At 70.9% G+C, this 16,935-nt stretch carries 12 protein-coding genes; 6 read left to right on the top strand and 6 right to left on the bottom strand.

Going from position 1 to position 16,935, the window contains the following annotated elements:
* Positions 1-115 precede the first annotated feature (115 nt).
* Positions 116-1,042: an ABC transporter permease gene (locus ACZ6Y1_RS23810; protein ID WP_469633213.1), complete on the top strand. Its 927-nt coding sequence runs from the start codon at positions 116-118 to the stop codon at positions 1,040-1,042.
* Entirely contained in the window at positions 1,035-1,826 is a 792-nt protein-coding gene (locus ACZ6Y1_RS23805; protein ID WP_469633211.1) for an ABC transporter ATP-binding protein, read from the top strand. The genes ACZ6Y1_RS23810 and ACZ6Y1_RS23805 overlap by 8 nt, the downstream gene beginning before the upstream one ends.
* Before the next feature lie 124 nt (positions 1,827-1,950).
* Here ACZ6Y1_RS23805 and ACZ6Y1_RS23800 read toward each other — a convergent pair whose 3' ends face one another.
* From ACZ6Y1_RS23800 to ACZ6Y1_RS23790, 3 genes are all read right to left on the bottom strand, one after another.
* Positions 1,951-6,903, bottom strand: coding sequence for an NAD-glutamate dehydrogenase (locus ACZ6Y1_RS23800; RefSeq protein ID WP_469633208.1), 4,953 nt, complete (start codon positions 6,901-6,903; stop codon positions 1,951-1,953).
* Positions 6,904-7,291: 388 nt separating this feature from the next.
* Entirely contained in the window at positions 7,292-7,951 is a 660-nt protein-coding gene (locus ACZ6Y1_RS23795) for an HAD family hydrolase (RefSeq protein ID WP_469633205.1), read from the bottom strand.
* Positions 7,948-8,448 (bottom strand): DUF6912 family protein, encoded by a 501-nt coding sequence (locus tag ACZ6Y1_RS23790; RefSeq protein ID WP_469633203.1) that lies wholly within the window; start codon positions 8,446-8,448, stop codon positions 7,948-7,950. Before ACZ6Y1_RS23790 ends, ACZ6Y1_RS23795 begins: the two co-directional genes overlap by 4 nt.
* 304 nt (positions 8,449-8,752) lie before the next feature.
* Between ACZ6Y1_RS23790 and ACZ6Y1_RS23785 the strand changes: the two genes are divergently transcribed.
* A complete protein-coding gene (locus tag ACZ6Y1_RS23785; RefSeq protein ID WP_469633201.1) occupies positions 8,753-9,211 on the top strand; it encodes an Rv3235 family protein in 459 nt (152 codons plus the stop codon).
* A 125-nt stretch (positions 9,212-9,336) separates the two neighbouring features.
* Here the strand turns inward: ACZ6Y1_RS23785 and secA are convergent, their stop codons facing one another.
* The gene (gene secA, locus ACZ6Y1_RS23780; RefSeq protein ID WP_469633198.1) at positions 9,337-12,138 is read right to left on the bottom strand and encodes a preprotein translocase subunit SecA; all 2,802 of its coding nucleotides are present in this window, start codon (positions 12,136-12,138) and stop codon (positions 9,337-9,339) included.
* A 239-nt stretch (positions 12,139-12,377) separates the two neighbouring features.
* On the opposite strand from secA, the gene ACZ6Y1_RS23775 reads away from it, so the two are divergent.
* From ACZ6Y1_RS23775 to ACZ6Y1_RS23765, 3 genes are read left to right on the top strand one after another with little or no spacing between them, the layout of a single operon-like run.
* Entirely contained in the window at positions 12,378-12,962 is a 585-nt protein-coding gene (locus ACZ6Y1_RS23775; protein WP_469633195.1) for a GNAT family N-acetyltransferase, read from the top strand.
* 20 nt (positions 12,963-12,982) lie between these two features.
* Positions 12,983-13,564 carry a GNAT family N-acetyltransferase gene (locus tag ACZ6Y1_RS23770; RefSeq protein WP_469633192.1) on the top strand — a complete coding sequence of 194 codons (582 nt, stop codon included), beginning with the start codon at positions 12,983-12,985 and terminating at the stop codon, positions 13,562-13,564.
* A gap of 9 nt (positions 13,565-13,573) precedes the next feature.
* Positions 13,574-14,743: a winged helix-turn-helix domain-containing protein gene (locus ACZ6Y1_RS23765; protein WP_469633189.1), complete on the top strand. Its 1,170-nt coding sequence runs from the start codon at positions 13,574-13,576 to the stop codon at positions 14,741-14,743.
* Positions 14,744-15,094: 351 nt separating this feature from the next.
* Here the strand turns inward: ACZ6Y1_RS23765 and ACZ6Y1_RS23760 are convergent, their stop codons facing one another.
* Together ACZ6Y1_RS23760 and hpf are read right to left on the bottom strand one after the other, a co-directional pair.
* Entirely contained in the window at positions 15,095-15,853 is a 759-nt protein-coding gene (locus ACZ6Y1_RS23760) for a response regulator (RefSeq protein ID WP_469633187.1), read from the bottom strand.
* Positions 15,854-16,042: 189 nt separating this feature from the next.
* Positions 16,043-16,738 (bottom strand): ribosome hibernation-promoting factor, HPF/YfiA family, encoded by a 696-nt coding sequence (gene hpf, locus ACZ6Y1_RS23755; RefSeq protein ID WP_469633184.1) that lies wholly within the window; start codon positions 16,736-16,738, stop codon positions 16,043-16,045.
* Positions 16,739-16,935: the final 197 nt, after the last annotated feature.

Raw genomic sequence — 16,935 nt, 5'->3', positions numbered from 1 at the left:
CCACGCAACGACGATACGGTTGCGTTCCGACGTGCCGCGCCCTACCCTCGCCGTAGCGACGATACGGACCCGTTCCATCGCCGCGGACGCCCCGACCCCGGCGAAAGCGACCCTCGTGACCACCTCGACGGCACCCGCGCATCCCGAATCCCCGCAGGCCTCCCGCCCCACCTCCGCCCAGCTCGCGGAACTCGCGGCCGCGCACGGCCTGACCCTCAGCGGCGCCCGCCCCACCCTCCTCCGCTACGTCGCGGAGCTCTGGCACCGCCGCCACTTCGTGACGGCGTACGCGACCGCTCGCATGCAGGCGCAGTACAGCACCGCGAAACTCGGCCAGGTCTGGCACCTGGTGACCCCGCTCCTCAACGCGGCGGTCTACTACTTCATCTTCGGCATCGTGATGCGCGCCAGCCACGGCGTCCCCGACTACGTGCCGTTCCTGATCACCGGCGTCTTCGTCTGGGACTTCATCGGCAGCTCCATCAACGCCGGCACCCGCTCCGTCCACAGCAACCTCGGCCTGGTCCGCGCCCTGCACTTCCCCCGCGCGAGCCTGCCGATCTCCACCGTCGTACAGCTCTTCCAGCAGCTGCTCGTCACCATGGGCGCGCTGGTCCTCCTGCTGCTCGTACTGGGCCAGAGGCCCGGCCCGGCCTGGCTCCTGGCCGTGCCCGCCCTCCTGCTGATGGCGGTCTTCGCCGCCGGCGTCGCCATGGTCATGGCCCGGATCGGCAGCAAGAGCCCCGACGTCAGCCAGCTGATGCCCTTCGTCCTGCGGACGTGGATGTACTCGTCCGGCGTCATGTGGTCCATCGACCAGATGCTCAGCACGGACCGCCTCCCGCACTGGGTGTCGATGGCACTCAAGCTCAACCCGGCGGCCGTCTACATCGACCTGATGCGGTTCTCGCTGATCGACAGCTTCCAGGCGCACTCGCTCCCCCACCACGCATGGCTGATCGCCATCGGCTGGGCCCTGCTCGCCGGAGCCGGCGGGTTCGTCTACTTCTGGAAGGCCGAGGAGGAGTACGGCCGTGGCTGAGCTCACCACCACCCCCACCACCGGCACCCGCGTGCCCACCGTCATCGCCGACGGGGTCCACGTCGTCTACAAGGTCAACGGCGGCGGCCGCAAGGGCGGCGCCACCGCGGCCCTGAGCCGGATCTTCTCCCGCACGCCGGCCCCCGGCATCCGCGAGGTGCACGCCGTCAAGGGCGTCACCTTCACCGCGTACGAGGGCGAGGCCATCGGCCTCATCGGCACCAACGGCTCGGGCAAGTCCACCCTCCTGGCCGCGATCGCCGGCCTCCAGCCGGTGGCCCGGGGCCGCATCTACTCTCACGGCCAGCCGTCCCTGCTCGGCGTGAACGCCGCCCTGATGAACGACCTGACCGGCGAACGCAACGTCGTCCTCGGCGGCCTCGCCATGGGCATGACCCGCGAGCAGATCAAGCAGCGCTACCAGGACATCGTCGACTTCTCCGGAATCAACGAGAAGGACGACTTCATCTCGCTGCCCATGCGCACGTACTCCTCCGGCATGGGCGCCCGCCTGCGGTTCTCCATCGCCGCCGCCAAGGACCACGACGTCCTGATGATCGACGAAGCCCTGGCCACGGGCGACGCCGCCTTCCAGCGGCGCAGCCAGGCCCGCATCGAGGAACTGCGCGAACGCGCCGGCACCGTCTTCCTGGTCAGCCACGGCATCGGCACGGTCCGCGAGACCTGCGACCGCGCGATCTGGCTGGAGGCGGGCGTCATACGCATGGACGGCCCCGCCGCCGAAGTCTGCGACGCGTACGAGGCCTTCACCGCGGGCCGCTGAATCCAGCCCCGCCGGCGATTGAGGCGCGGGGCCCGGGGCGGAGCCCCCGTAGCGGCGCCGCATCCGGACATGAAGACGGGCGGCCCCGGACCAACCGTGGTCCGGGGCCGCCCGCCGTTTCCGACTAGCTGTGCGCCCGCAGCAGCGACCGCATCGTCCGCATCGCCACCGACAGGTTCGCCAGGTCGAAGTCGTCCGACCCCCGGATCTCGTCCAGAGTCGTCCGCGCACGCCCGATCAGCGCCGCGTTCTTCTCCTCCCACGCCTTGAAGCGCTCCTCGGGAGTCGCGTCCCCGTCGCCCACCGACAGCACGTCCGCGGTCAGGGCCGCGTGCGCCGCGAAGAGGTCCTCGCGGATGGAGGCGCGGGCCATGGACTGCCAGCGGTCGGACCGCGGCAGCTCGATGATCCGGTCCATCAGCTGGGTGATGTCCAGGCGGTCGGCGAGGTCGTAGTAGACCTCGGCGACACCCAGCGGGTCCACGCCCGTGCGGTCCGCGATGGCGACGATGTCCAGCGTCGGGAAGGCCGAGGAGAACCCTGCCACCTTCGCCGCGAGCTCCTCCGGCACGCCCTCGCCGGTCAGCTCGTCCATCACCGACTGGTACCAGTCCAGGTCGGCGCCGCGCACCAGCTTGGGCAGCTCGGCCCAGACCTGCTCCACCCGGGCCTGGAAGAGTTCCACGGTCTCGGTGATCTGGAGCGGCTGCGGCCGGTTGTTCAGCAGCCAGCGGGTACCGCGCTCGACCAGACGGCGCGAGTGCAGCCGCACCCGGGTCTGGACGTCGGCGGCGACCTTGTTGTCGAGCGCCTCCACCGCGTCCCACACCTCGGCCAGGCCGAAGATCTCACGCGCGGCGAGCTGCGCCCGGACGATCTCCTCCAGGGACGCCCCGGTCTCCTCGCGCAGGCGGTGCAGGAAGGTCGAACCACCGGTGTTGACGGTGTCGTTGACCAGGAGCGTGGTGATGATCTCGCGGCGCAGCGCGTGCGCGTCGATCTGCTCCGGGAACTTCCCCCGCAGGGCGCCCGGGAAGTACGCGTGGAGCAGGCGGCGCAGGTACGGGTCGTCCGGCAGCTCGGTGTGGATGAGCTCGTCCGCCACGGTGATCTTGGTGTAGGCGAACAGGACGGCCAGCTCCGGCTGGGTCAGGCCCTTGCCGGTGTTGAGCAGCTCGCGGATCTGGCGGTCCGTGGGCAGGAACTCCAGCTCGCGGTTGAGCAGCCCCTCGCTCTCCAGGCGGCGCATGAAGCGCTGCTGGGCGTGGAGCAGGCTCGGGGCCTGCGCCGAACCGTTGGCCAGCGCCGTGTTCTGCGCGTAGTTGTTGCGCAGGACGAGCGAGCCGACCTCGTCGGTCATCTCGGCGAGCAGCTTGTTGCGCTGCTTGACGGTCATGTCCCCGTCGGCGACGACGGCGTTGAGCAGGATCTTGATGTTCACCTCGTGGTCGGAGGTGTCCACGCCGGCGCTGTTGTCGATGGCGTCGGTGTTGACCTTGCCGCCGTGGTGGGCGAACTCGATCCGGCCGAGCTGGGTCAGGCCCAGGTTGCCGCCCTCGCCGATGACCTTGGCCCGGACCTCGGAGCCGTTGACGCGGATGGCGTCGTTGGCCTTGTCGCCGACGTCCGCGTGCGTCTCGGCCGTGGCCTTGACGTACGTGCCGATGCCGCCGTTCCACAGCAGGTCCACCGGGGACTGCAGGATCGCCTTCATCAGGTCGGCCGGGGTCATCTTGGTGACGCCCGCCTCGATGCCCAGGGCCTCGCGGACCTGCGCGGTGATCGGGACGGCCTTCGCGCTGCGCGGGTGGACGCCGCCGCCCGCCGAGATCAGCGAGGTGTCGTAGTCGGCCCACGAGGAGCGCGGCAGGTCGAACAGGCGGCGGCGCTCGGCGTAGGAGACGGCCGCGTCCGGGTTCGGGTCGAGGAAGATGTGCCGGTGGTCGAACGCGGCGACCAGGCGGATGTGCTCGGAGAGCAGCATGCCGTTGCCGAACACGTCGCCGGACATGTCGCCGACACCGACGACCGTGAAGTCCTGGGCCTGCGTGTCGTGGCCCAGCTCGCGGAAGTGCCGCTTGACGGACTCCCACGCGCCACGGGCCGTGATGCCCATGCCCTTGTGGTCGTAGCCGGCCGAACCGCCGGAGGCGAAGGCGTCACCGAGCCAGAAGCCGTAGGACTCCGCGACCCCGTTGGCGATGTCGGAGAAGGTGGCGGTGCCCTTGTCGGCGGCGACGACGAGGTAGGTGTCGTCCTCGTCGTGGCGGACGACGCCCTTCGGCGGCACGACCTCGCCGGCGACCATGTTGTCGGTGATGTCGAGCAGCGCCGAGATGAAGATCTTGTACGAGGCGATGCCCTCGGCGAGCCACGCGTCGCGGTCCACCGACGGGTCCGGGAGGTTCTTCGCGACGAAGCCGCCCTTGGCGCCGACGGGGACGATGACGGTGTTCTTGACCATCTGCGCCTTGACCAGGCCGAGGATCTCCGTACGGAAGTCCTCGCGACGGTCGGACCAGCGCAGGCCGCCCCGGGCGACCTTGCCGAAGCGCAGGTGGACGCCCTCGACGCGCGGGGAGTAGACCCAGATCTCGAAGGCCGGTCGCGGCGCCGGCAGGTCCGGGATGGCCTGCGGGTCGAACTTCATCGACACGTACGAGTGGGGCTCGCCCGCGTCGTTCAGCTGGAAGAAGTTGGTCCGCAGGGTGGCCTTGATCAGCGTCAGGAAGGAGCGCAGGATGCGGTCCTCGTCGAGCGAGGCGACCTGGTCCAGGGCCCCGTCCAGCTCCTCCAGCATGGCGTCGACCAGCTCGCTGCCGGCGGCCTGGCGGCCGGGCGACATGCGCGCCTCGAAGAGGGAGACCAGCAGCCGGGTGGTGTGGACGTTGTTGCGGAGGGTGTCCTCCATGTAGTCCTGGCTGAAGGTGGAGCCGGCCTGGCGCATGTACTTGGCGTACGCGCGCAGGACGACGGCCTGCCGCCAGGTGAGCCCGGCACTCAGCACGAGGCTGTTGAAGTTGTCGTTCTCCGCGTCGCCGGTCCACACGGCCGCGAAGGCCTCCTGGAACCGCTCGCGGGCGTCGTCGCCGAGGTAGTTGTCCCCGTTGCCCGTCGGCAGCGGCATCCGCAGACCGAAGTCGTAGATCCAGGCGCTGACCCGGTCGGAGCGGCGCAGCTCGTACGGGCGCTCGTCGGTGACCTCGACGCCCAGGCGCTGCAGCACGGGCAGGACCGCGGACAGCGAGACCTGCTCACCGGTCCGGTAGATCTTGAAGCGGCGTTCGCCGGGGCCCGCGCCGACCGGCTCGTACAGGGAGAGCGCGAACGGGCGGTCGCTGGCGGAGAGCTTCTCCAGGTGGCACAGGTCGGCCACGGCCGCGCGCGGCGAGTGGTCGGCCTTGTAGCCCTCGGGGAAGGAGGTGCCGTAGCGGCGCAGCAGTTCGGCGGCGCGCTCCTCGCCGAGCTCGGCGACCAGGGCCTCGGAGAAGCCGTCGGCCCAGGAGCGGGCGGCGTCGACGAGACGGCCCTCGATGCGCTCGACGTCGCCCTCGGTCAGGACCGGCAGTTCCTTGCCCTGCGGGACGCGGATGACGAAGTGGATGCGGGAGAGGATCGACTCGGTGTTCCAGGCGGTGAAGTCGACGCTGATGCCGTCGAGCTCCTCCTTGAGGATGTCCATCAGCCGCAGCCGGACGCCGGTGGTGAAGCGGTCGCGCGGCAGGTAGACGAGGGCCGAGTAGTAGCGCCCGTACTCGTCCTGGCGCAGGTACAGCCGCAGCCGGCGGCGTTCCTGCAGGTAGAGGACCGAGGTGACGATGGACTGGAGCTGGTCGACCGGGGTCTGGAACAGCTCGTCGCGCGGGTAGGTCTCCAGGATCTGCGTCAGGTCGCGGCCGTCGTGGCTGGACGGCGAGAAGCCGGCCCGCTCCAGGACCTCGGCGACCTTGCGGCGGATGACGGGCACGCGGCGCACGGACTCGGTGTACGCGGCGGAGGAGAACAGGCCGAGGAAGCGGCGCTCGCCGACGACGTTGCCGTCCGCGTCGAACTTCTTCACGCCCACGTAGTCGAGGTACGAGGGGCGGTGCACGGTGGAGCGGCTGTTGGCCTTGGTCAGCACCAGCAGGCGGTGCTCGCGGGCCTTGGCGCGGGCGTCCGCGGGCAGCCGGTTGAAGGACGGCGAGACCGGGTGGCCGTCGTCCTTGCCGCTGTGGTGCGGGTCGGAGCGCAGGATGCCGAGGCCGGTGCCGGGCACGGCGGACAGGGCGTCGCCGTCGACGAGGTTGTACTCGCGGTAGCCGAGGAAGGTGAAGTGGTCGTCGGCGAGCCAGCGCAGCAGCTCGCGGGCCTCTTCGAGCTCGTACTCGCGCAGGTCCGGGGCGGTGGGCTCCTCGGGCAGGCCGTCGGCGATGCGCAGCGCGGCGTCGCGCATCTTCTCCCAGTCCTCGACGGACTCGCGGACGTCGGACAGGACGCGCAGCAGGTCGACGGTGATCTGCTTGAGGTCGGCGCGGTCGGTCTCGCGGTCGATCTCGACGTGGATCCAGGACTCGACGAGGGAGTCGTGGGGGCGCGCGGTGCGGGGGCCGTGCGCGTCGCAGTCGGGGCCGAGGATCTCGATGAGCTTGCCGGTGACGTCACGGCGGACGACGACCTGCGGGTGGATCACGACGTGGATGCCGCGGCCCTGGCGGGACAGCTCGTTGGTGACGGAGTCCACGAGGAAGGGCATGTCGTCGGTGACGACCTCGACGACCGAGTGGCTGGAGGTCCAGCCGTTCTCCTCCACCGTGGGGGTCTGCACGCGTACGTTCGCGGTGCCCTGCGGACGGTTCTCGGCGAGGCGGTAGTGCGAGAGCGCCGCCCCGAACACGTCGACCGGGTCGCGGTCCGTGAGGTCCTCTGGGGCCGTGTGCAGGTAGTAGCGCTGGAGGTAGGAGAGCACCGTGTCCCTGTCGGCACGCTCTCCCTGCTCGGACCCAGTCGGAAGTAGCCCCCCGGCCGGGCTGTTCTCAGCTACCCGGGCCGCCCGTGCGAGCAGCTCGGCCTTTGCTTCGTCCAGCTTGGTCTGCATGTCCTCTGGCTCCTGTCGCGCGCCATTGCGTGACGTAGGTGAAGGAAGGAATGACGGAGTGCCGCTCGGGGGCGGGATGTCCGTCAGTGATCGATATCGACGCTAGGTCGTCGGGGGAGGCTGCCGGGAGGGAATCAGCCACGTTCGGCAGGAGGTCCCGGCAGCGGGAATCAGCGAAGGCCCGGGTACGGTCGTACGCCGGGCGCATGCCGGAGGCTCCAGTGCCGCCGATGACTATCGCGCTGATCACGGGTACTAGGCTATCTCGCCCCACCCCCAGGTCGTCATTCACTGCATCTGTACAAATCTCGGGGTGGAACTTTGACACTCTGGCCAGCGACTGCGACGGGAGTCCGTGCAGGTGTCCCGCACCGGTGCTGTCCAGACGCTATTCGGCCAGTTCCCGAGCTGTCCGAACGGCCTCTGCCAGGGTGTCCACGACGGGTACACCGGCCGATTCCAGACTGGCGCGGCTGTGGGACCCGCCCGTGTACAGCACGGCCCTGGCGCCGACGTGGGCGGCCGCGAGCGCGTCGTCCACGGCGTCTCCGATGAGGACCGTACGCCCGGCGGTCACACCCGTCCCGTCCAGTGCGGCCATGTGGCGTACGAGGTGCCCCGCCTTGGAGGTGTGGGAGGGGCCGGTCCTGCCGTCGACGCGCAGGAAGTGCCCGTCGATGCCGTGCGCCCGTACGAGGGGGACGAGCTTCTCATGGGGCGCGAGGGACAGCAGGGACTGGGTGAGCCCGGCCCGCTGCCAGTCCCGGAGCAGCTCGCGGGCGCCCTCGGCGAGCCCGGAGTCCTCGGCGGCGGCCCAGTAGTGCCGGTGGAAGGTGTCGTCCATGACGACCCATTCCTCGTCGGTGGGCAGCCGCCCCATGAGCCGCTCGTAGAACTTGGGCACCGGCACGACGTACAGGTCGCGGTACGTCTCCAGGGTGATCGGCGCGAAGCCGAGCTCGGCGAAGGAGGCGTTGGTCGCGGTGATGACGGCGTCGATGTCGTGCAGCAGCGTCCCGTTCCAGTCCCACACGATGTGGCTGGTCATCGCAGGAGCCCCGGGATCTCCTGCACTCCGAACCACAGCAGCTCGTGGTCCTCGGCCCCGTCCACGGTGAACTGCGCGTCGTCGTCCCCGCCGTCGGCGGCCTCCAGCGCGGCCGCGGCGGCGGCGACGTCGTCCCGGGCGTCATCCGCGTCCACGTGCACGGCGGCGGCCACGGTCAGTCGCACGGCGGCGGCCAGGCCGACCTGCCCGAGGGTGGCCTCGTCGACCCCGGGGGTGGAGGTGACGGCCTTGTCGTCCACGTCGAGCGCGACCACGACCCGCTTGCGCGGGGCTTCCTCGTCCTGGGCCAGCATCCGCAGGGAGGCGGCGGCGGCCCGGCCGAGGGCGGCGTACTCCAGCTCCTCGATGTCGTCGGACACGTACCACTCGCGCAGCCCGGGCGTGACGGCGTACGCACGCAGCGGGGCGGGCCCCAGCTCACCCGCCTTGTGCGCCTCGGCGAGCCCGGGGAGGGTCAGGGGGACGTACACGCGCATGGCCGGCTGCTTTCGGTAGTCGGAAACGCCCCCAGGATACGGCTGTCGCCCTGCGTCCGAGTGGGGGACGGCCGCCGTACCCCTTCGGGGCGTCGCGGCACGGCCCCCACGCGTCCACCTCCGTCCGCCCCGGCCCCGGGCCGCGGCGCAGCCGGGCACCGCCGCGCACTCGGATAGGTGAACCGGGCCGGGCGGCCCCCCGGCACCCCGTGCGATTGCGGACCGTGATCGGCGGCCGTAGAAGATCCCCATCAAGTTACCGCCCGGTACCGCACCGGGCCCGGCCTGACGGGGGCAGATCGCCATGGACACCACGCTGCGCACGACGATCGGCGGGGACGCCGCCCGCCGCCGCCCGGGCGCGCGGGCCCGGACCCGCCCCGCCGGCCGCAGCGACCAGCGCCGCCCTCCGCGCACCGTACGGCCCGGCCCGCACCACTGGTTCGCCGACCTGCTGCTCGCGGTGGTCAGCGGCCGCCGCCCGGTCCACTCGCTCCTCGGCCACACCGTCGGCCCCGCCTACGAGCAGCTGATCGCCCTGGCCCCGGCGGACCACCTCCGCACCCGCCTCAGCCCCGTCATCCGCCAGTGCGGCCGCTTCACCCCCGGCCCGGGCGTCATCGAGGCCTTCGCCCGCATCGCGACGGGCGACCGCATCACGGCGATGGCCTTCCGCCTGGAACAGGGCCCGGACCTCCGCTGGCGCTGCGCGGCGGTGGAACTCCAGGGTCCGGCCACAAAAACAAGCCCGTCCGGCGTTTGAGGACCGGGGGTCCGGGGGCAGCGCCCCCGGCAACGGCGCCGCGGAGGGGCGGGAACGCAACGCGGCCGGGGCCGGACACCACGAGTGGTGTCCGGCCCCGGCCGACGAGCTCGACCCCGCAGGGGTCACTTCTTGCGGCGACGCCCGCCGGAGGCCTTGGCCGCCTTCCGCCGCTCCGCCCGCGTCAGACCGTCACCCGAGCCGTCGCCACCGGCATCGTCGAAGTCGCCCTCGACGACCCCGCCCTCACCGTCCACCGTCGGGGCGGAGAAGTGCAGCCGGTCCGGCCGCTGCGGAGCGTCCAGCCCCTTCGCCCGGATCTCCGGACGCGCCGCCGGCACCGGCTCCTTCGTCAGCGAAGGCGCCGCGTCCTGCACCGGAAGCTCCTCGACCTGCTGCTCGACCTGGACCTCCAGGTTGAACAGGTAGCCGACGGACTCCTCCTTGATGCCCTCCTGCATGGCGTTGAACATGTCGAAGCCCTCGCGCTGGTACTCGACCAGCGGGTCCTTCTGGGCCATCGCCCGCAGGCCGATGCCCTCCTGCAGGTAGTCCATCTCGTACAGGTGCTCACGCCACTTGCGGTCCAGCACCGACAGCACCACGCGCCGCTCCAGCTCGCGCATGATGTCGGAGCCGAGCGCCTTCTCGCGCGCCGCGTACTGCTCGTGGATGTCGTCCTTGATGGACTCCGCGATGAACTCGGCGGTGATGCCCGCGCGGTCCCCCGCGGCGTCCTCCAGCTCCTCGATGGTGACCTTCACCGGGTAGAGCTGCTTGAAGGCGCCCCACAGGCGCTCCAGGTCCCACTCCTCGGCGAAGCCCTCGACCGTCTCGGCCGCGATGTACGCGTCGATCGTGTCGTCCATCATGTGCTTGACCTGCTCCTGCAGGTCCTCGCCCTCCAGGACGCGGCGGCGCTCGCTGTAGATGACCTCGCGCTGGTTGTTGAGGACCTCGTCGTACTTCAGGACGTTCTTGCGCGTCTCGAAGTTCTGGGTCTCGACCTGCGACTGGGCCGACGCGATCGCGCGCGTCACCATCTTGTTCTCGATCGGCACGTCGTCCGGCACGTTGGCCATGGCCATGACGCGCTCGACCATCTGCGCCTTGAACAGGCGCATCAGGTCGTCGCCCAGCGACAGGTAGAAGCGGGACTCGCCCGGGTCGCCCTGTCGGCCGGAGCGGCCGCGCAGCTGGTTGTCGATACGGCGCGACTCGTGGCGCTCCGTGCCCAGCACGTACAGCCCGCCGAGGGCCTTGACCTCCTCGAACTCGGCCTTCACGGCCGCCTCGGCCCGGGTGAGCGCCGCGGGAAGGGCGTGCGCCCACTCCTCGATGTGCTCCTCCGGGTCCAGGCCCTGCTGGCGCAGCTCGGCCTCGGCGAGGTCGTCCGGGTTGCCGCCGAGCTTGATGTCGGTACCGCGGCCGGCCATGTTCGTGGCGACGGTGACGGCGCCGCGGCGGCCGGCCTGGGCCACGATCGCGGCCTCGCGCTCGTGCTGCTTGGCGTTGAGGACCTCGTGCGGGATGCCGCGCTTGGACAGCTGCTGGGAGAGGTACTCGGACTTCTCGACCGACGTCGTACCGACGAGGATCGGCTGGCCCTTCTCGTGCTTCTCCGCGATGTCGTCGACGACGGCGGCGAACTTGGCGACCTCCGTGCGGTAGATCAGGTCGGCCTGGTCCACGCGCTGCATCGGCCGGTTCGTCGGGATCGGGACGACGCCGAGCTTGTAGATCTGGTGGAACTCGGCGGCCTCGGTCATGGCCGTACCGGTCATGCCCGACAGCTTCGAGTACAGGCGGAAGAAGTTCTGCAGGGTGATCGTGGCGAGGGTCTGGTTCTCGTCCTTGATGTCCACCCCTTCCTTCGCCTCGATCGCCTGGTGCATGCCCTCGTTGTAGCGGCGGCCGGCGAGGATACGGCCGGTGTGCTCGTCGACGATCATGACTTCGCCGTCGATGACGACGTAGTCCTTGTCCTTCTTGAACAGTTCCTTCGCCTTGATGGCGTTGTTCAGGTAGCCGACGAGGGGCGTGTTCACCGACTCGTAGAGGTTCTCGATGCCGAGCCAGTCCTCGACCTTGGAGACACCGGCCTCGTGGATGCCGACGGTGCGCTTCTTCTCGTCGACCTCGTAGTCGCCGGTCTCCTCGATGCCCTTGAGCGGCTGGCCGGCCTCGCCCTTGGTCAGGCGGGTCACGAGCTTGGCGAAGTCCGCGTACCACTTCGTTGCCTGGTCCGCCGGACCGGAGATGATCAGCGGGGTGCGGGCCTCGTCGACGAGGATCGAGTCGACCTCGTCGACCACGGCGAAGTTGTGGCCGCGCTGGACGAGCTCGTCCTTCGACCAGGCCATGTTGTCGCGCAGGTAGTCGAAGCCGAACTCGTTGTTCGTGCCGTAGGTGATGTCGCAGTCGTACTGCTCGCGGCGCTGCGCCGGCGACATGTTCGCCAGGATGCAGCCGACGGACAGGCCCAGGAACTTGTGGACGCGGCCCATCATCTCGGAGTCGCGCTCGGCCAGGTAGTCGTTCACCGTGATCAGGTGGACGCCCTTGCCGGACAGCGCGTTCAGGTACGCGGGCAGCGTGCCGACGAGGGTCTTGCCCTCACCGGTCTTCATCTCGGCCACGTAGCCGAGGTGCAGCGCCGCGCCACCCATGATCTGTACGTCGTAGTGACGCTGGCCGAGCACGCGCTTCGCGGCCTCGCGCACCGTGGCGAAGGCCTCGGGCAGCAGGTCGTCCAGGCTCTCGCCGTCCTGGAAGCGCTGCTTGTACTCGTCAGTGAGCGCCCGCAACTCGGCGTCGGAGAGGTTGACGAAGTCCTCTTCGATGGAGTTGACCTGGTCCGCGATGCGGTGCAGTTTGCGCAGGATCTTGCCTTCGCCTGCACGCATGAGCTTGTTGAAGACGGACACCGAGGTTTGTCTCCTTGCCGGTCGGGCCTGGGCACTGTACGTACACGGGCACGGCAGGTGGGCCCCACCGCAACGGCCATCGTAAGCGAGGACGTGGTCGCGCCGGGAGGTCCGCCGTACCCGCGAGGGCGCGGGTGCCCGTATTGAGAACGTACGGGTGACACGGAAGGTGCCGCTTCCCCCGCGAGATTCCCGAAAAGTGTTCGCCCGGCGACGCGCGATGGCAGCAGAATCCGCTCATGGAGCCCACGACACTGACCACCGACCGGCTCGTTCTGCGCCCGTTCCTCCCCGCCGACGAGGACGAGGTGTACGCGGCCTGCCAGGACCCGGACATCCAGCGCTACACCGCGGTCCCCTCCCCCTACGCGCGCGAGCACGCCCGGACCTTCGTGAACGAGCTGGTCCCAGCCGGCTGGCGTGCGGACACCGGCTACAGCTTCGCCGTGCGCCTCGGCGCCGGAGGGCCGCTGGTCGCGGCGGTCGGCGTCCACGTGCACAAGGTGTTCGACGTGCGCGCGTACGAGATCGGCTACTGGGCGACGAAGGAGCACCGGGGCCGCGGATACATGGCCGAGGCCGTCCGCGCCGTCTCCCGCTGGGCCTTCACCGAGGTCGGCGCGCCCCGCCTCGAATGGCGGGCCCAGGTCGAGAACGCGGGCTCCAGGGCCGTCGCGGAGAAGGCCGGCTTCCGCCTGGAGGGGACCCTGCGCGCCGGGATCGAGCACCGCGGCGCCATGCTCGACTGCCTGATCGGCGGCCTGCTCCCCTCCGACCTCGGCCTGCCCTCCCACCGGCCGTACCTGCCGTCGGCCTCCGCCTAGTACCGGGGCACCCGCCGGTCATGGAGCCGATCACGCTGACGACCGAGCGCCTCGTGCTGCGCCCCCACACCCCCGGGGACGCGGCCGAGGTGCACACCGCCTGCCAGGACCCCGAGATCCAGCGCTGGATCCCCGTCCCGCTGCCGTACCGGCACGAGGACGCGCGCGCCTTCGTCACGGAGACGGTCCCGCGCGGCTGGCGGGAGGACACCGAGTTCAACTTCGCCGTCCGCCTCGGCGCCGACGGCCCGCTGGTCGCCGCCCTCGGCGTCGTCCCGCGCGGCGCGCACGCCCACGAGGTCGGCTACTGGGCCGTCGCCGGGCACCGGGGCAACGGCTACGTCACGGAGGCGCTGCGGGCCGTGGCCCGCTGGGCCTTCACCGAAGCCGGCTGCGTCCGCCTGGTCTGGCGGGCCGGGGTGGGCAACACCGCCTCCCGTGCCGTCGCCGAGAAGGCAGGCTTCGTCGTGGAGGGCGTCCGGCGCGCGGGCATGGAACACCGCGGCACCCTGCGCGACTGCTGGGCCGGCGCCCTGCTCCCCTCGGACCTGGGTCTGCCGTCCCGGCTGGCGTACCTGCCCGCTGTCGGTGGCCGCCGTTAGGCTCCGGAGATGACCTCGACCCCGCTCTCGCTGTCCGCCGACGAGGCCCGCCGGATCGCCCTGCGCGCGCAGGGCTTCCTCGGGGCTCCCGACCGCCGCGGCGGGGTCCGCGGCGTGCTGCGCCACCTGGGCGCCGTGCAGCTCGACACCATCTCCGTCCTGGCCCGCTCGCACGAGCTGATCCCGTACGCGCGCCTGGGCGCCGTCGGCCGGGACGCGGTCGAGAAGGCGTACTGGTCCGACGGGCACGCGTTCGAGTACTGGTCGCACGCGGCCTGCATCCTGCCCATCGAGGAATGGCCGCATTTCGCCTTCCGGCGCCGCGCCCGCCGGGCCCGCGGCCACCGCTGGCACCACCTCCAGGACAAGGAGGCCTCGACCAGGGCGGTCCTGGACCGCCTGAAGGCCGACGGCCCGCTGACCTCCACCGAGCTGGGCGGCGCCAAGAACGGCGGAGAGTGGTTCGAATGGTCCGAGACCAAGATCGCGGTGGAGTGGCTGCTCGACACCGGTGAGGTGGTGTGCGGCGAGCGCCGGGGCTGGAAGCGGGTGTACGACCTGCCCGAGCGGGCCGTCCCCGACGCCCTGCTCCACGACGACCTCGACGACCGCGAGTGCCTGCGCCGACTCGTCGCGCTGGCAGGGCAGTCCCTGGGTGTCGGCACCCGCGCCGACATCGCGGACTACCACCGCCTGAAGGGGGAGCAGTTCGACGCGGTGGTCGCGGATTCCGGGCTGGTCCCGGTCGAGGTGGAGGGCTGGGCCAAGCAGGCGTGGGCCGACCCGGCGGCGCTGGCCACCGTCCCCCGCGGCCGCCACCGCACCACGCTGCTCTCGCCGTTCGACTCCCTGGTGTGGGACCGGCCGCGCACGGAGCGGATCTTCGGTTTCACCCACCGCCTGGAGGCGTACGTCCCCAAGCCGAAGCGGATACACGGGTACTTCGCGATGCCGCTGCTGGCGGGCGGCCTGCTCCAGGGCCGCGTCGACCCGGCCCGTGAAGGCCGCACCCTGGTCGCCCGGCAGCTCTCCCTGACCACGCCCAAGGCGGCCCCCGCCATGGCGCGGGCCCTGCGGGAGGCCGCGGAGTGGGTGGGCTGCGACGCGGTCCGCGTGGAACGCGCCCAGAACCCCGCCGAGGCCGCGGCGGTCACCGCCGAACTGGCCCTGCTGACCTGACCGCCGTCATCCCCGGGCAGGCAAGCCCAGCCCGGCCGGACCTCCGAGGCCGCGGCGGTCACCGCCGAACTGGCCCTGCTGACCTGACCGCCGTCATCCCCGGGCAGGCAAGCCCAGCCCGGCCGGACCAGGAGGATCCCCGACCGGCACGGCCCGGGGCGAGCCCGGGCCCAGCGTGGAGCAAGCCCGGTCACGGCCCGGCGCGAGCCCGGTCACGGTCCGGCGCGAGCCCGGTCACGGCCCGACGCGGGCGGGCCGGCGCGGATCCGGAGTCGGCCGATCCGCCGCCCCACCGCCCACCGCCCACCGCCCACCGCCCACCGCGCCGGAGGCGATCCGCGCCGGAGGCGATCAGCGGATCTCGAGGATCTTCTCCCGCATCGCGTAGACCACGGCCTCCATCCTGGAGTGCAGCTGCAGCTTCTCCAGGATGTTGCGGACGTGGTTCTTCACGGTGTTCTCCGAGATGAACAACTCCTTGGCGATGTCACGGTTGTTCATGCCGGTGGCGACCAGCTTCAGGACCTCCAGCTCCCGGTCGGTCAGCCTCGGCGCCGGCACCAGCCGCCGCTCGTCGGTCCGCTGGATCATCGACTTGAACTCGGTGAGCAGCTTCGACGCCATCGACGGGCTGATCTGCGACTGTCCGTCCGCGACCGCGCGGATCGCCGTCGCCACCTCGTCCGTGGAGATCTCCTTCAGGAGGTACCCGGTGGCGCCCGCCTTGATCGCGTCGTAGAGGTCGGCCTCCTCGTCGCTGATCGTCAGCATGATGATCTTCGCGGAGGGCGCCACCTCCTTGATCGAGGTGCACGCCTCGATCCCGCCGCGCCGGGGCATCCGTACGTCCATCAGCACGATGTCCGGCAGCAGGTCGGCCGCCTTGTCCACGGCCTCCGCCCCGTCCCCGGCCTCGCCGACGACCTGGATGTCCTCCTCCTGCGCGAGGACGATCTCCAGCCCGCGCCGGAACAGCGCGTGGTCGTCGACCACCAGCACCCGGATGGGCTCCCCGCCCCGCGAACCGGCCGCTTCCCCCGCAGCCGCCCCGTCCGCGTCACGACAGTCCGCGCCGCCGTCACCGCGTACCGGCCCGAAGCTGTCCGCCATCGTTCCACCCCCTGCATGTGCTCAACCGCCGGACCAACCGGACGAACACCGCCATCGGTTGACTGACCGCCATGATTCCATGCCCGCGCCACGACCCGGGGGCGTCGGACGGCCATGCGTGGCGCATACCCGTCACACAGGTGCCCCTGCGGACGCATGAGCGAACCGCAGGGGCAACGAAGGGTGGTGTCAGCCGCCGAGCGCGCCGCCGGCGCCGCCGCGCGGTTCCTCCGAGCTGGAGGCCCCGTCGGGGTTCACGTGGATGACGCCGTAGTCGTAGGCGTGACGGCGGTAGACGACGCTGGGCAGCTTGGAATCGGCGTCGACGAACAGATAGAAGTCGTGGCCGACCAGTTCCATCTCGTAGAGGGCCTGGTCGAGCGACATGGGTGCGGCCGAGTGGGTCTTCTCGCGGACGACGAGGGGGCCTTCGCCCTGCACCTCGATGGATCCGATCCGGGTGATCGGTACCCCGTTCGTCTTCTCCTCACCGACCGGCTGGCCACTGCCGTTGAGTGTTGCGGCACCCGGTACGACGTCGGCGACCTCCGCCGCCGGGATACGTCCGCTGCCGCGGCGCGTGTAGCGCTTGTCGTGCTGCTTGCGCAGCCGGGCCTCCAGCTTGTCCTGAGCCAGGTCCAGCGCCGCGTACGGGTCGGTGGCCGCAGCCTCGGCACGGATCACCGGGCCCCGCGTGCGGAGGGTGATCTCCACGCGGTCGGAACGGTCGGCCTGACGCGGGTTGTGCTCCTTGGACACCTCGACGTCCACGCTGATCACCTTGCCGTCGTACTTGGTGATCCGCTCAGGATTCAGCTTCTCGGCCACGTGCTTGCGGAACCGCTCGGGCACTTCGGTCTTACGGCCCTTGACGACGATGTCCACGCAGAACTCCGTTCCCGGACAGCTCCGCCTCATGGGGCGAAGCGCATCCCTTTCGCACCAGGCTCCGGTGAAGGCCGGAGCCACGGACTTGGCGACTTCCACCTCCTCCTCCCCCATCGGCAAGATCTACACCCCACCGACTTCGGAGTCGAGAGACCGCGATGCGTGGGGCCCAAGGCTCGCCAGTCCTTACAACC

The sequence above is a fragment of the Streptomyces sp. NPDC053432 genome (genome assembly GCF_055585365.1).
Note: the sequence above shows the minus strand (reverse complement) of the source record. Positions and strands in the feature narration are given on the sequence as shown.

Coding starts and splice junctions, on each gene's coding strand:
- ACZ6Y1_RS23800 (WP_469633208.1), bottom strand. CDS start 6,903: ATGCAGACCAAGCTGGACGAAGCAAAGGCCGAGCTGCTCGCACGGGCG.
- ACZ6Y1_RS23795 (WP_469633205.1), bottom strand. CDS start 7,951: ATGACCAGCCACATCGTGTGGGACTGGAACGGGACGCTGCTGCACGAC.
- ACZ6Y1_RS23790 (WP_469633203.1), bottom strand. CDS start 8,448: ATGCGCGTGTACGTCCCCCTGACCCTCCCCGGGCTCGCCGAGGCGCAC.
- ACZ6Y1_RS23785 (WP_469633201.1), top strand. CDS start 8,753: ATGGACACCACGCTGCGCACGACGATCGGCGGGGACGCCGCCCGCCGC.
- ACZ6Y1_RS23775 (WP_469633195.1), top strand. CDS start 12,378: ATGGAGCCCACGACACTGACCACCGACCGGCTCGTTCTGCGCCCGTTC.
- ACZ6Y1_RS23770 (WP_469633192.1), top strand. CDS start 12,983: ATGGAGCCGATCACGCTGACGACCGAGCGCCTCGTGCTGCGCCCCCAC.
- ACZ6Y1_RS23765 (WP_469633189.1), top strand. CDS start 13,574: ATGACCTCGACCCCGCTCTCGCTGTCCGCCGACGAGGCCCGCCGGATC.
- ACZ6Y1_RS23760 (WP_469633187.1), bottom strand. CDS start 15,853: ATGGCGGACAGCTTCGGGCCGGTACGCGGTGACGGCGGCGCGGACTGT.